This is a genomic window from Microcoleus sp. FACHB-SPT15 (assembly GCF_014849525.1).
Taxonomy (GTDB): Bacteria; Cyanobacteriota; Cyanobacteriia; order Cyanobacteriales; family Coleofasciculaceae; genus Symplocastrum; species Symplocastrum torsivum.
The window spans coordinates 188,145-202,890 of sequence record NZ_JACJNU010000065.1; the positions used below are offsets into that span (position 1 = coordinate 188,145).

A 14,746-nucleotide genomic window follows, 5' to 3' on the forward strand; every position below is an offset into this window, starting at 1 on the left:
CTATTGACATTGAGACGGAATGCAATTCGCCATAGTTTATTACTTCTGTCAAGGGGTTCTAGAGTCGCTCACAAAAATTCCCGGTGTGATAGTTGGAGCCGATTCACACCGGAAAGGTACAGCTACTATTGACACTCAGATTGCGATCGTTCTCACCTGCGAGCTTCTACCAGATATAGCAGTAGCCACGAATGTTAGGACATTAAGGGGAGAAGAGCGTTCCTTAACTAGAGCCGATTTGACCCAAAGCTGACCGCCCAAAGCTGACTGCTGATGGCTATACTGTTAAAATTCTTGCCTAACGCTCTCGCGTCTTGCCGAAATTGCGTTGTAGTAGTACATATGTACTTATAGATCCTGATTGGCAACTAGATTCTTAACTAGAGAGGATAGATACACTAGCACGGGCATGAGTAAAATAGGCGTTCTGGGGCAAGAAAGTTATGGCTCTTTAGGCAGAAGGGCAAGAATTTGCTCGACAAACTGTTGATGATCAACAACGGGTTTAGAGATGTAGCCATCAGCACCACTCTGCTTGAGGAAGTTTTCGCGATCGCCTTCCATCGCGTGAGCGGTAACCAGAATAATCGGTAGATTGGATGTTTGAGTATCAGCTTTCAACATCTGTGTAATCTTAATACCGTCCACGGCTTTACCCCGGTAAACGCTATGGGACAGGGAAACATCCATCAAGATAATGTCAGCTGCGCCACTCTGGGCAATTTGCATAACCTCTTCTACATCTTCAGTATGCTTTACATCCAAGCCGCCCCGCTTGCTGAGAATCTTGGAAAAAACGCGAGCATTAATTGGATCGTCTTCTACAATCAGAACGGTTTTCATGGGCGTTGCTTTGCTGAAAGTCGTCTTTTTCAAACAGTGCGATTTGATAATAAGTCTGACAGGGACTTTGTAATGTTGCCATCCTTGCGGACGATTCGTCATCACATTTTGGTCAGAACATAGGAAATTCCAACTCATGGCAAAACAGCTGAACCTGCTTGCGACCGGTCAGGTCATTCCCACCGCCCTCCATGCGGAGATGCAACAGTCCTACCTTGAATACGCCATGAGTGTGATCGTTGGGCGGGCGCTACCTGACGTTCGCGATGGTCTCAAGCCAGTGCATCGACGTATATTGTATGCGATGCATGAACTAGGTCTAACACCAGACCGACCATACCGCAAGTGTGCTCGTGTGGTTGGGGATGTTTTGGGAAAATATCACCCCCACGGTGACCAAGCCGTTTACGAGGCGTTGGTGCGCCTAGTACAAGACTTTTCCTCACGCTACCCTCTCCTCGCGGGTCATGGCAACTTCGGTTCGGTGGATAATGACCCACCTGCCGCTATGCGTTATACAGAAACGCGCTTGTCTCCTATCGGCAACGAAGCCTTACTTTCAGAAATTGGTGAGGCAACCGTTGATTTTATCGACAACTTTGATAGCTCCCAGCAAGAGCCAGTCGTGCTACCCTCTCAACTGCCAGTGCTATTACTCAATGGCTGTTCTGGCATTGCGGTAGGCATGGCAACCAACGTTCCTCCCCACAACTTAGGGGAAGTAATCGATGGTTTAATTGCCCTGATTGACAATCCTGATTTAGCAGATAAGAAATTGTGGCAATTAATTCCAGGACCAGACTTCCCCACAGGCGGCGAAATCGTTGAGCTATCTGGGATTCGCGAAGCCTACAGCACAGGTCGCGGCAGTATTTTGGTGCGAGGTATTACCCAAGTTGAGGAGATTCAAAGCGGTCGTGGACGGCGACAACGACGCAGTGCAATTGTGGTAACAGAATTGCCTTATCAGGTGAACAAGGCAGGCTGGATTGAAAAAATTGCGGAACTGGTTAACCAAGGGCGTATTGATGGCATTGCCGACTTACGCGACGAAAGCGATCGCACAGGGATGCGCGTAGTTATAGAACTCAAACGAGATGCCACAGCCAGAGATGTTCTCAGGCAGCTTCACAAGCAAACTGCCCTTTCTAGCAACTTTGGAGCGATTATGCTTGCCCTGGTGGACGGACAGCCGCGCCAGCTAACTCTACGGCAGTTGCTAGAGGAATTCCTACGCTTTAGAGAACAAACCCTCACACGGGAATATACCCACAAACTAGAGCAGGATGAACGACGCCTCCACATTGTTGAGGGGTTACTTGCCTCTCTGCGATCGCTAGATACCGTTATTGAAATCTTGAGAAATGCTCCCGATGGCACGACAGCGAGGGATTCTCTCCAAACCCGGTTAAACATTAGCGAGGTTCAGGCAGATGCGATTCTTTCCATGCCCCTACGCCGTTTGACGGGTTTAGAGCAGCAAAAGCTACAGACAGAGTTTGATGAACTCACGGCAAGCATTGAGCTATACAGGCGCTTGCTCGATAACCGGAGTGAATTGCTCAAAGCCTTGAAGAAAGACTTGCGATCGCTAAAGCGTAAGTACGCCGATCCACGTCGCACGAAAATTCGACCGCTACCTCCTGAGACAGAGGAGAAAGGAAAGGAAGCAAAGAAAACACCTAGTGTACAGAAAGGCAACAACACCAAGGAGGCTAAGAGTTCAAAAAGCAACACGACTAAAACCTCGTCCCCAACCCCAACCTCCAAACCCCAGTCCCCAAAGCCAGCCGAAGAAGAAGAAACTATTCTAGAGTTTACGCTGCAAGGTCATGTACAACGGCAGCGTCCCACAAGCGAACAACAATCGACACGCAGCGCTAGCCGCAACGCTACAGCAACCCCTAAGAAAGGGGATGACGTAGTCGTGGAAACTCATGCTACGGTCACACAAGCAGAATTAGTGGTCATTACTAATGGCGGCAAAGCCTATCCCATCAAAGTTCGGGCTATTCCGCCAGCAGCAGGGAGACAAACAGGAACTCCTTTAGAGAAGTTGCTACCTGATGCCGCACAATCAGAGGCAGTTGTGGCGCATTTTCTGCTACCTGAGAACACCGAAAGCCAAACGCTGATTTTACTAACTCAGCAAGGGCGGGTTAAGCGTCTAGATGTTTCTGAGTTGGCTAACCTCACGGCACGGGGGACAACGTTAATTAAGCTCAAAGATGATGATCATTTGCACTATGTAAACTTTGCTCAAATAGGTCAACAACTGGTTTTAGCGACTACTAATGGGCGGATTTTGCGCTTTGAGGTGAATGACGAACAGTTGCCGCTTATGGGGCGTACAGCTCAAGGGAACCAAGCTTTGCGCTTGAGCCGTCGGGAGCATCTGATTGGTTGTGCGGCACTTGCTGTGGATGACCACCTCTTACTGGTTTCTGAGCAGGGGTACAGAAAGCGCTTACCCGTTAGTGCGATCCGACGAGGAAATCGAGGTGATATTGGTACGCAGGCACTACAGTTTAAGACGGCTACAGATAGTTTGGTGGGTATAGCACCTGCCTTACCCAAGTCTGAAGTCGCATTGTTAACCAGTGCTGAGCGGGTGGTGATTTTACCGATAGATTCCGTTGAGGTACTGGGCAAAGACGGAACAGGCGATCGCATTCATAAACTCAAGCCTGAAGAAAAAATCATCTCTGTTACCGCAATGGCAACACAGCTATAGTCATCGCTGTTGATGATTGAGGAAGTGGATAAGAGATGAACTACCAAACCAGCAACTTCAACATTCGACAAGTGAACCCAGCGGAGTTGGAGGCGCTTCGTCCAGTTGCGCCTTGCTCTCCTTCGTGAGGCGGGTAAAAAGCACAGATTAAAAGAAATCTGGCATCCAGGGAGATGCACCCGCAAACAGTTGATTAGCTGTGACACATGCTGTTTCTGTCGCCTCTAGTTGCCCTGCAAGCTGTAATTGATGGGCTGTAAACAAGCCTGTATAAAGTGGTGCTAATCCCCCTACATTTAGCTTCAACTCACCCTTTCCCCCTGGAGTAACTTCACCACGTCCATTCGAGACGGACAGGATAAATTTACCGTTGTTTTCGGGTAGTAAATTGTCTTGGACTTCTAGATGTAGTTCAGTTTGAATTCCCGGTGGATAACCTCGCTTTTCCAGCGCCTTCCTCACATCAACCACTCGTAGGAACCAACGTTGTACTGAGCGAATTTTGGCGGTTTGCTCTGGCAACAGCAAAGTTAGAGGGTCAACTATTGACCCACGCCATCGAACTTTTTGGATTTGAGAGCGATGATCATTAAGGAATGTCCACAAGCTCCGTGCAGCAGCCGTTGTTAAAACAACCCAATCCCGAATCCGTAGGATAGAGCCATCTTCTGTTTGGTGCGGAGTAAAGATAACGTAGCCTTCGGGTTGGTCGGCTGAACCAATGAGATAGGTGTAAATGGCTTCTTTCTCGTCCGGCTTAGTGATTCCCTGCCAAATTGCTTGATGCCGATCTAGATATCCATTGGTGAGTTTAGCTTGCTGCTGATAGAGCGATCGCAAAACCTCCTGATTGGGGTCAGTCACAGGGTGTAAAGGTAGTAAACGCTCCTTTAGCTGGATACTCTCCGTAGGAATTTCCCAAGTGCAATAACTGCCGCCCTGCTCATACCCTGCTTTCCGATACAAGCGTTGAGTAGCTGGATAAAGAGCAGAGATTGGCACTCCATTGGCATGGAGTTCTTTGAGGGCGTGCTGCAATAATGCGATCGCAGCCCCTGAACCCCGGTATTCGGGCGCGATGCCAACCGATGCAATTCCTGCCATTGGCACGCACTCAGTCCCAAACCACTGACCCATCGGGATAATTGCTAGCCCACCAGCAAGCTGCCCTGCTCGATGTATGGTACGAAAGTTTTTCAAGCCAATGCGGTTGAAGTAAGGCTCACTACTGCCGGGTGGGCTATTGAAGCACTGGTCAAGAGTAGTCCCAAGCGGCTGAGCGTCTTCTGCGTTAGAAACATTGTCGTATTCAAATTGAGGTGTCATATCATCTACCACTCAGCGGCATAGAACTCTCCCTAGAGTAGGACGAGCGATGATGGAACTACTTCACCCGATTGACTCATCCGGTTGATTGATATACCGAGCCTTGTCCGTTCTCACTCTTGTGGCTTTTTAAAGAGTTATTAGTTGTTCATTATCTGGTAGGGGCGCACAGCTGTGCGCCCCTACAAATGGTGTTTCAAGGGTGGATTTGCGTAAGTCCTGCAATTGATAGCCAAAATAGCAATATCCGAACAAATAAAACTAACTCAAGAGACGTTTAGATCTATTGAGTTAACCTTTGCATTCTTAGCAGTAAAGGTTTTTAACTATTTATGCTAATCGGAGCGGCGGGATTTGAACCCACGACCCCCACTACCCCAAAGTGGTGCGCTACCAAGCTGCGCTACGCCCCGGACACATCTAATCAGAATATCATAAGACTTGTCATTAAAACAACTATCTAAAATACTTTCAGCGACTGAGCGGCTTGAACTAAATCTGGAACAGCTTGAGGAAGCCAACTCCCCTCACAACGGCGTCCAGTATTCAAGATGAAACGCAGCATATAGGAATTGGGATAGCCTTCTGCTTCCATCCAGAGCAAGTCACTTTCTACCTCACAAGCAATTTTCTCCTCATCCATCAACTCGCTTGCCATCTGGCTCATGGTTTGGGCGAGTTGCCCTAGCAATTGGCAAAAGTCGTCTAATTCCGCCTCTGTTAACTCAATTGCCCAGTCATCTCCACCAACTAAACCGTGATAGTCAGTCGCTTTCGGGTTCCAGCCAAGACGCCAACCAGCGCCTTTTTTGACTAAACGTTCCATAAAGTCCTCGCCATAGCGACTGAGTAAACTAACTGTACGCTCCTACGACAGTGCTAAGGCATAAGCAATCGAGCATCTCCCGGTTGAGGGAGTGACGGCGTAGTTGCAGGATTAGTCGTTGTTGCTGGTGGTTTAGGTGAGGTTGTTGGTGCCGAGGCTGGTGTTTCGTTGGTAGTGTTGGGAGTGAAGACACTGACGAGGGTATCAATCAAAGCATCCCGTTCAGCACGAGTTAGCTTTTTAATCACAGCGCGATCGCTTTCCATCGGATTTTCCCGTAAAGTTGTAGCACCGGGATATGCCGATTCCACTAGATACTCATGCGCTCCCAAATAGTCCGCTAACGTCAGCTTCCAATCAAAACGGAAATTGGGAGGACGGCTTTTCACATAGATGTGATATCGAATTAGGCGACTCACCAACGTATTCTCCGAAGCTACCGCACCCGTCTCTTTACTGAAATACTGGTTTTCCAAAGGCAAGTTCGGTAAGCGTTCATACACTTGCCGCCACGCATCCTGGGATCTAAAAGGCTGAGCAGTAGCTGAGTCTGAGCCAATCCAGTTAAAAATACCTGAATCCTTTACCTCAGCCTTCCCCAGAAAAAAACAGAAGCCAGTTAGCGTGGCAAGGGTCAAGTGCAGTGTAAGCCGGAGTGGTTTACCTTTTCGTATCGCTTTGAGCATTTTGGGCACGAGAGCGATTGTTCAATCTTCCAAAGCTACAGTTATAGCAGTTAGCGGTCAGCTATCAGCTATCAGCTTGGTCTAATCACCAATAATTTCTGGTTGTGTCAGTTCATCAGACATCTCAATGATTGCCCGCAGCACTGGCTTCATCATCGGGTCATCAATATTTTCAAAATCTTCATAGCGGCGGCGTTTTGCACGATTTGCCACTTGTACGGTAATCCGATAACGATTGGAAGCTGCACCGATTAGCTCCTCAGCGCGGTGCATAATTTGGCTTGAGTCGAACTGATAACGCTTATGCAGCATAAGTTGTTGTGGAGATTGTGAGTCAGGGAGAATGCAACTAGCAATTAGCTATTCGGTTTTAGGGACTAACGGCAGATTGCATCCTCCAGTTTAACAGGATTGACGTTGGCTCAGCTTGGCACGACTTTTTAACAGAAAGCAAAGCTCTCTATAAAAATAGAGCCAGGAAAAAAAAGATTTGATGAAGTTCGCGCTATCCCAGATGCATGATTTGAGGATTACGTCAATAATTTAGAGGCAGGTATTTGGGGAGGCAAAAACTAAAAAGCTCGGTCTGATAATGGTTTCGGAGCTAGTGCTACTTCTGGTTTGGAAAGGTCTAAAAACGATAAGCTCTCTTCGACATCCTGACGCTCTTGGCTGGGCGATCACATTTAAGAAAAACCTGCCTAAATGAAGAACCATCAATTGTCTTTAAGCGCAGATAATGGCGTACCATTATGGAAATTTGTAAATATGTCGAGTTGTTAACAATCAACTGACCAGGTACTATTGTCTATGCAAACACTTGTTGCTTCTAGCTTTCAGCCATTCCATCAAACCCATCGCCAGCCCCTAAAGCTAGTTGTTCTAGGAGATAGCCTCATTTATGGATTTGGTGACCCAGAAGGCGGCGGTTGGGTAGAGCGACTGCGACGCCAGTGGATGTTACCCGATAGTCCCGGTCATGTTCTTTACAATCTCGGTGTCCGAGGTGACGGCGTAAAGCAAGTACAAGAGCGTGTTGAACAAGAGTTTCGCCACCGTGGTGAACTAAAAAACCGTGTTCCCGATGCAATCATCCTTTCTGTAGGTGTAAATGATTCAGCACGTCTTGGACGACCTAACGGACGGAACTACACAGAATTTGGCACGTTCCAGGCAGAACTCGAAAACTTACTAGACCAAGCACAGCGTCTGTGTCCGGTGTTTTTTGTGGGAATGGTGCCAGTGGATGAGGTGAAGATGCCATTTCTCGACTGTTTTTACTACAATCACGCTGATCAGTACAGCTACAAAGAAGCAACCCGCATCGCTTGTCAGGGGCGCCAGATTCCTTACCTCGATATTTTTGACACCTGGAAGGCGCGTGGGACAGATTGGTGCCTCAAGCAACTGTGTTCAGATGGTCTTCATCCTAATGTGGCTGGATACAAAGCCCTATTACAGGATGTCCTGAATTGGCAAGCCTTATCCGAACTCGCTACGCCAAGCTTAGCGACAGCCTAAACTTTCCCGCGTCGAGACACCCGTTACTGGATTTACACCACTGGCGCGATCGCAAAGTAGAGAAACTTGATAGCGGTCAATAATCGCATCCGTAAAATCTGCACCAGTAATCTCGGCATCATAAAAGCGAGTGCGCGTCATTGTCGCTTCTGTAAAAATGGCGTTGGTCATCTTAGCGTTGTCCAAAGTCACCCGATCTACCAGTGCGCCAGTAAGATTTGCTCCTTCTAAGTTTGCGCCGAGTAGTACTCCCATTGTCAGGATAGCGTTAGTGAGGTCAGAGCCTTGGAAGTTAGTACCTCGCATCTCTGCTGACACGAAAACTGAACCGACTAAATCAAGGTTTGAAAAGTCGCGGTTGTTTAAATTGGTATTGGTGTAGTTAATGCGACTCTCTTGAGCATAGGCAGGAGTAGCGCTTAATAGTACCCATAACCCTGCCAGACCGAGAACTAAGATTAATCCCAGTAAACGTTTTAAGAAGGTCTTAATCGTTTTAAAATCAAAAAGTTTGAACAGTAGCATTCTTCTTAAGTACAGACTCAACTATGGATAAGGCAGTAGTTTACGACTATTGTCTCATTGCCATTTCGGTGAGTGCATACTGCTCAAGTTCTGCTGCACGGTGTGCCGCTGTATGTTCTGCTAGGACACGAACACGGGCGCGATCTCCTATTGCCCGACGTTCTTGTTCTGGTATTTCGCGCAAATATCGTAAGATATCCGCTGGGGAATCGGCGACAAGAATCTCTTTACCAATTTCAAAGATGGTATCTAAACCATCCCAGTAGTCGCTGATGATCGGAGTAGCACAAGCCGCTGCCTCGAAAAGGCGCACACTTGGTGAGTAGCCAGAACGAACCATATCAGCGCGTGTAACGTTCAGCGTGAACTGCTGAGCATTATAGAACGAGCAATGTTCAGCAGGTGGCAGGTGTTCAATGCGCTCAACATTAGGCGACCAGTCAATAGTGCTAGGGTACTGTGGACCCGCAACAACAAAATGACCTTCTTTCCAGTGACGCGCTGGTTCAAGCAGAAGTTGCTCCAAAGTTGGTTGTCGGTCATCGCTATAGGTGCCCATGTATCCGAGGTTCCAAGTTTGATGACACTTTTGGGGATAATACAACGCTGGGTCAACTGAACAATAGAGCGCTCTTGCCATAGGAGAACCGTACTGCTGTTCAATCCGCTGTAGCGTTGGGCCACCCGTAAACGATAGATAAAGGTGATAGCGGGGAATCAGTCCGGGTGAAAGATATTCTGTATCACCTCGTTCTAGCTTTGCCAACGTGACTGGTGTGTCGATGTCGTAAAATGCTGTAGTTCCCTGTGCCGTTGTTGTAACCCATTCTCCTACTGTCACACCTTCAGGCACATACGAACCAACCATCACGAAATCTGCCTCACGCACTGTTTGCGTAAAGCCGTCTTTTAGCTCATCAAGACTTGAATAAAGCTTCGTGCAACCATAGGGAGGATTGGGAAGGTCGCGGTTAGCAGCATACCAAGGCACATCCCGCTCTAGAAATAGGACATCCTGACCTCTAGCAACCAATTCGCGCACCAGTCCTCGATAGGTTGTTGCGTGTCCGTTTCCCCAAGAGGAAGTAATTGATAATCCCAGGATGACAATTTTCATTTCAAGTTGCGATACAGATGTCGAAATCCCCCTAGCTTGAGGATTTAGCGAGCAAAATTCTTACAATTGTTCAAACACTACATCTTCATAAACTGCATCTAACGTTCCCTCAAACTCTATACTGTCGAGTCGAAATGATGTCTGTTCCGGCGTGTAGAATTGCAAAACCCACAGCCCTTCATCATTGCGTCGGAAGCATTCAACACGCTGCCGCTTGGTGTTAATCAGGACATACTCGCGTAGACTTTCTAGGGTTTGGTAATCAACAAACTTGTCACCTCGGTCAAATGCTTCAGTAGAATCAGATAAAACTTCGACAATAAGAGTAGGGAAGCGCTTATGGTTGGGGGTTTCCAGGTCACGAGGGTCGCAGGTGACTAGGACATCGGGATAGTAGAACCGATTGAGAGTTTCAATTCGCGTTTTCATGTCCGAAATGTAAACGCGACAGCCAGAACCTCGGACATGGCTACGGAGTAGGGCAAACAGGTTTCCGGCAATAGTGACGTGGGGGTCACTTGCCCCAGCCATCGCATAGATTTGCCCATCAATGTATTCGTGTTTGATGGGGCTTTGTGCCTCTATCTGGAGATACTCTTCGGGCGTGAGGTAGGGCTGTTGGGGAGAGGCAATCATGGTAAGAATTTTAAGGGTTAGATTATGAACAAGAAAAGGCAGAGGGCAGAGGGGATTTATCCCAATGCTGATAGCAGAAGTTTCCCTTTTGTCGTTTGTCCTTATCTCTTATCTTCTAATTTGCCCTCGCCACTCAATTTTTTGTTCTGTAGAGCGTCCAGCAAAGGAGCGAATCGCCACTAACTCTATCTCAACAGCGACTCCGGGTCTAAGAAATTCTGACTCAATTGGTAGCTTACCTAGATTAAGCGTAAAGCGATTGTTGCTACGGCTGACTAACTCAGCAGGAATATTGCCTTCGTATCGGGTGCGATAATCAGCATTGCTGCTAAATCGATCGCTTCCTCTAGCTGCACGATACTTAATTTGGAACTGAGTGGCAATCAAGTCAGACTTTCTCGCCCGGTCTATTAAGGCAAAATTGAGTTTAGATCCACTCCCGGAGAAATCAGCCCGTGCTAGCTGCGTTGCTTCACTTTTGAGGATGACATTAGACGCAACAAATTGGGTTACCTCACCCTGCTGTGATAGCGTACCATCAACCCAAACCTCTTCAGGGAAAGTAACCTTGACCTGTTTATCGTCTTCTAAACTAATATTCACCGTTTGACCAGTGAAATCACTTAGAGGTCGTCCTGCATTCCAAACTAATTGAAACGAACTTTCAATGCGCTCAATGAACTCACGATATTGATCAGCAATTACAGAACCAGGTGCTAATAGGGAAGCCGCACCATTGCGAGTTTCCCACTTATTTTTTGATAGGGCAAAAACGCGATCGCTCAATTCAGGCATCCCAATCGTAACTGTTGGGTTATCAGGGGCAAGTGCTTCAGTACGATTCACCAAACTCAGACTACCCAAGCGTCCATCCCTCCCATCTGAGCCATTTGACCCATCTTCACCATCATTCCCATCTCTGCACTCAAACTCACGATTTGTGCAACTATAGCCAGGAGTCCCTGGAGTACCCGTGCAGGTTTGCCGTACCCAATTCCGTTGCCGACAACTGCAACCTTCACCCCCATAAGCACCGCGCCCAGACCGTCCGCCTCTTCCACCATTGGCGCGTACCGCAATTTTTTTCAAGTCTGCAAGATTGGTGTAATGGATGGTCAAGGCACCACCATCCCCGCCATCACCACCATTACCCCCGTTCCCGCCTTTACCTCCGTCAGCCGCACGCACGTCATGGTCAACATCGCGTGGCTGTCTCTCACAATCCGCGTTTTCACCACTTAAGCCGTCTTCACCACTTGAACCGTCTTCAGCTGACAAATCCAGATTCAGCGGCGAACCATCTGCAAAAATTGTTTGACTTTGACCATCTCGACCACGCTGACCCGTTCGCCCATCTGAGCCATTGCGACCATCATTGCCATATTCTCTAATCTCTGCACTCCAAGCCAATAATGGACAAAAAATTGATTTGGAGGAAGGGGGTAGAAAGTGAGGGAACGTCAGAAAGACCAGAAACAACGATAGCTTACTTAAGAAACGCATTTGCATCCGATATAACCGTGTCCGCAATTTGAGGAAATCGTCAGGCAGTTATCAAATGACTTAAGTTGAATGGTACTGACTTAAGAGAAATTGGTGAGCGTTTAATTCCCATTACCAACTGCATCACCTACCCAAAAAACCTTGTGCAGGGGGACTGGGGGAGGCACTCCGTCCCCCAGAAGGGGGTTTGGGGGTCTTCCCCCAAGTCCGAGTTCTTCTAGTGAGCCACTATTTTTACCTAAAGTTCAGTGACATTCAACTTCAGTTAAAAGCTAAAAAAAGAATACTACCAATACTATCCACCACCAAATTGCCGACATAGTTCTTCAATCTCCTTATCCTCCAGCTTGCGAAATAAGGGAGGTGGCACATCAAAAGGATGACCTGGAACTAGCGCATCCAGATTTACAGCATCACTAATCTTCCTCATCCTGTCAGCTTCCGACAAATGCAGCGCCTCAAAGAGCTTCTGGGATGTAAAGGGAATAAACGGAGCAGATGCGATCGCATAAAGGCGGATTAAGTTAATGCAAGTCCGAATTACCAAAGCCGCTTCTTCACGATTTTCCTTAATTAAACTCCAAGGCGCTCGTTCGTCAATATATTGGTTCCCGACTGACCATAAAGAGTACAAGGTTTCTGTTGCCTTCCTAAACTCCATATTCCTGATCAGTTCGCAGAGTGTTCCAACCAATTTTTCGCAGGTAACCTGTAACTGTTGTTCCCGCTCACCGGGATGCCCTCCTTCTGGTACAGTCGAGCCAAAGTGCTTTGCCGCAAACTTGAGACGGTTGACAAAGTTACCCAATGTATCAGCAAGCTCTTTGTTTACCTTAATTTGTAACAACTCCCAAGTGAAAGCCGAATCAGAAGACTCTGGTGCCATAGACATTAGACTGTAGCGCCAATAATCCGGAGGGAGAATTTCAATGGCTTGGTCTAAAAACACTCCCCGTTTCGCACTAGTTGAGAATTTCCCACCATAGTAGTTCAGCCAATTGAAACCCTTGATTTGGTCAGCCATCTTCCATTGCTCTCTCGTTCCAAGAATCATGGCAGGCCACATAATCGTGTGGAAGGGAAGATTATCTTTAGCCATAAACTGTACGTACTTGGTATCTTCTGGACTGCACCACCAAGTTTTCCAATCGTCCTCTTTTGAGTTCTCTACTGCCCATCCCTTCGTCGCTGCAATATAGCCGATGGGAGCATCAAACCATACATAGAACACTTTGCCTTCAAATCCCGGACGAGGGACAGGTACACCCCAACTCAAGTCACGAGTGATACAACGGTCTTGAAGCCCCTCATTCAGCCACTTCATTGCAATAGACTTAGTAAGATTAGGCCAATCCCGATTTTCATAAACCCAGGCTCTTACCTCATCACTAAGAGCGGCAAGCTTTAAGAAAAGATGCTTAGTTTTTCGGACTTCTAAGTTCGTACTTCCTGAGACAGCCGAACGTGCCTCGATTAACTCAGTTGGATCGAGTACTGATGTGCAATTCTCACATTGGTCACCCCTAGCTGAGTGATAGCCACAACGAGGACAAGTCCCGACAATATATCGATCCGGTAGAAAACGGTCATCGTCAAGGGAGTACATGAGACTGATTTCACGCTCCTCCATAAACCCATTTTTGTCCAGGCTCTGATAAAAATGCTGGGTTAATTCATGGTTGTGAGTTGACGAGGTTCGACCAAAATAGTCAAATGACAAACCTAGCTTTTGATAAATATCTGCCTGTCGTTTGTGTTGACGAAGGCAGTAGCTTTCTACATTGAGTCCGGCTTCCAATGCAGCAAGTTCAGCGGGTGTACCGTGTTCATCAGTCGCGCACACAAACAGAACTGTTTCCCCTTCCTGTCTTAAGAAACGTGCATAGACATCGGCAGGAAGCATAGAACCGACAAGGTTACCCAGGTGCTTTATACCGTTGATGTAGGGCAGTGCGCTAGTAATTAAGTACCTCATGTATCCTCGCCTTGAGTGTGACTAGCTAATTTAATTCATCCAGTGGGTTATCTGCAAATTTATAGCAGGTGCTAGGTGTTAGGTGTTAGGTGTTAAACGCCGACAGATAACGAGTTTTTTGTTTTCCTTTCGTCCTAACCTTTCTGGCATTCGCAAGACGTAGGTGCTAAGTTTCCAAAAATGTAACCTATCTAACTGTGCAAAGGCTTGGGTGCCAGATTAAGAATACTCACTACAATGCCAATACAACCATGAAGCTTGCTCTTTTCTGTTCCCGGTTGACTACCTGGGATCGCTTGAAGACTCTAGGTTTAGTCGTTGGTTTGCTCAGTCTGACGGCGTGTCAATCGGTTCCAAGTAATGCCCAAGCACAAAATCCTGCGTCTCTACCTAGAACCTTGACTGTTTCTGGTAAAGGAAAAATCACTATTCCGACGACCATAACGCAAGTTCGCTTGGGTGTTGAGGTTCAAGGTAAAACCGCCCAAGAGGTACAACAGCAAGTCGCAAAGCGATCGCAAGCTGTGGTAGAACTCCTGAAATCCCGTCAAGTGGACAAACTCGAAACGACAGGTATCAGCCTTAACCCTAACTATAGTTATCAGGGTGGTAAGCAACGCATTAATGGCTATATTGGTACCAACACGGTGAGCTTTCAGATTGATACTGAAAAATCCGGGACGCTTTTAGATGAAGCGATTCAAGCTGGAGCAACACGCATTGATGGTATCAGTTTTGTAGCAACGGATGAAGCGATCGCCCAAGCCCAACAACAAGCAATCAAACAAGCGTCTGAAGATGCCAGAAAGCAAGCTGACGCGGCTCTCGGTGCCCTCAATCTCAGCCAACGTGAAGTGATGGGCATTCAAATCAATGGAGCTAATCCACCTCAGGCACAGAATTATGCTTCTCCTGCGGTGCTGGCACAGATGCCAACTGACAGTGCTAAAACACCAGTTGTTGCTGCCCAGCAGAAGGTTGAGCAAACTGTTACTCTGCAAATTCGTTATTAGACCTTTTGCAAAAGCGATCGCCTAAAATCATGTTAATGTCT

At 47.3% G+C, this 14,746-nt stretch carries 14 protein-coding genes and 1 tRNA gene; 4 read left to right on the plus strand and 11 right to left on the minus strand.

Annotated elements, in window-relative coordinates:
• Window positions 1–19 precede the first annotated feature (19 nt).
• The gene (locus tag H6F98_RS28995; RefSeq protein WP_192222196.1) at window positions 20–253 is read left to right on the plus strand and encodes a hypothetical protein; all 234 of its coding nucleotides are present in this window, start codon (window positions 20–22) and stop codon (window positions 251–253) included.
• Between the two features lie 188 nt (window positions 254–441).
• Here H6F98_RS28995 and H6F98_RS29000 read toward each other — a convergent pair whose 3' ends face one another.
• Window positions 442–843, minus strand: coding sequence for a response regulator (locus H6F98_RS29000; protein WP_192222197.1), 402 nt, complete (start codon window positions 841–843; stop codon window positions 442–444).
• 136 nt (window positions 844–979) lie between these two features.
• On the opposite strand from H6F98_RS29000, the gene H6F98_RS29005 reads away from it, so the two are divergent.
• Window positions 980–3,577: a DNA topoisomerase (ATP-hydrolyzing) subunit A gene (locus tag H6F98_RS29005; protein WP_192222198.1), complete on the plus strand. Its 2,598-nt coding sequence runs from the start codon at window positions 980–982 to the stop codon at window positions 3,575–3,577.
• A 147-nt stretch (window positions 3,578–3,724) separates the two neighbouring features.
• Here H6F98_RS29005 and eis read toward each other — a convergent pair whose 3' ends face one another.
• The 5 genes from eis to H6F98_RS29030 form a co-directional block, all read right to left on the minus strand.
• Window positions 3,725–4,903 (minus strand): enhanced intracellular survival protein Eis, encoded by a 1,179-nt coding sequence (gene eis, locus H6F98_RS29010; RefSeq protein WP_192222199.1) that lies wholly within the window; start codon window positions 4,901–4,903, stop codon window positions 3,725–3,727.
• A 339-nt stretch (window positions 4,904–5,242) separates the two neighbouring features.
• Window positions 5,243–5,316: transfer RNA gene (locus tag H6F98_RS29015), tRNA-Pro, on the minus strand.
• Window positions 5,317–5,363: 47 nt separating this feature from the next.
• The gene (locus H6F98_RS29020; RefSeq protein ID WP_192222200.1) at window positions 5,364–5,729 is read right to left on the minus strand and encodes a DUF1818 family protein; all 366 of its coding nucleotides are present in this window, start codon (window positions 5,727–5,729) and stop codon (window positions 5,364–5,366) included.
• A 53-nt stretch (window positions 5,730–5,782) separates the two neighbouring features.
• Window positions 5,783–6,415, minus strand: a complete 633-nt coding sequence (locus H6F98_RS29025; protein WP_192222201.1) for a hypothetical protein — start codon at window positions 6,413–6,415, stop codon at window positions 5,783–5,785.
• Between the two features lie 81 nt (window positions 6,416–6,496).
• On the minus strand, window positions 6,497–6,724 hold the full coding sequence (locus H6F98_RS29030; protein WP_396813886.1) for a DNA-directed RNA polymerase subunit omega: 228 nt from the start codon (window positions 6,722–6,724) through the stop codon (window positions 6,497–6,499).
• Window positions 6,725–7,225: 501 nt separating this feature from the next.
• On the opposite strand from H6F98_RS29030, the gene H6F98_RS29035 reads away from it, so the two are divergent.
• On the plus strand, window positions 7,226–7,936 hold the full coding sequence (locus H6F98_RS29035; RefSeq protein ID WP_192222203.1) for a GDSL-type esterase/lipase family protein: 711 nt from the start codon (window positions 7,226–7,228) through the stop codon (window positions 7,934–7,936).
• Here H6F98_RS29035 and H6F98_RS29040 read toward each other — a convergent pair.
• From H6F98_RS29040 to metG, 5 genes are all read right to left on the minus strand, one after another.
• Window positions 7,922–8,461, minus strand: coding sequence for a pentapeptide repeat-containing protein (locus H6F98_RS29040; RefSeq protein ID WP_199349048.1), 540 nt, complete (start codon window positions 8,459–8,461; stop codon window positions 7,922–7,924). The genes H6F98_RS29035 and H6F98_RS29040 overlap by 15 nt on opposite strands.
• Window positions 8,462–8,507: 46 nt before the next feature.
• Complete coding sequence (locus H6F98_RS29045) at window positions 8,508–9,578, minus strand: glycosyltransferase (RefSeq protein ID WP_192222204.1); 1,071 nt, start codon at window positions 9,576–9,578, stop codon at window positions 8,508–8,510.
• Between the two features lie 60 nt (window positions 9,579–9,638).
• Window positions 9,639–10,214, minus strand: coding sequence for a Uma2 family endonuclease (locus tag H6F98_RS29050; protein WP_192222205.1), 576 nt, complete (start codon window positions 10,212–10,214; stop codon window positions 9,639–9,641).
• 108 nt (window positions 10,215–10,322) lie between these two features.
• Window positions 10,323–11,624: a collagen-like protein gene (locus tag H6F98_RS29055; protein ID WP_242058741.1), complete on the minus strand. Its 1,302-nt coding sequence runs from the start codon at window positions 11,622–11,624 to the stop codon at window positions 10,323–10,325.
• A 388-nt stretch (window positions 11,625–12,012) separates the two neighbouring features.
• Entirely contained in the window at window positions 12,013–13,692 is a 1,680-nt protein-coding gene (metG, locus tag H6F98_RS29060) for a methionine--tRNA ligase (protein ID WP_192222207.1), read from the minus strand.
• Between the two features lie 251 nt (window positions 13,693–13,943).
• On the opposite strand from metG, the gene H6F98_RS29065 reads away from it, so the two are divergent.
• On the plus strand, window positions 13,944–14,705 hold the full coding sequence (locus tag H6F98_RS29065) for an SIMPL domain-containing protein (protein WP_192222208.1): 762 nt from the start codon (window positions 13,944–13,946) through the stop codon (window positions 14,703–14,705).
• The last annotated feature ends 41 nt before the right edge of the window (window positions 14,706–14,746 follow it).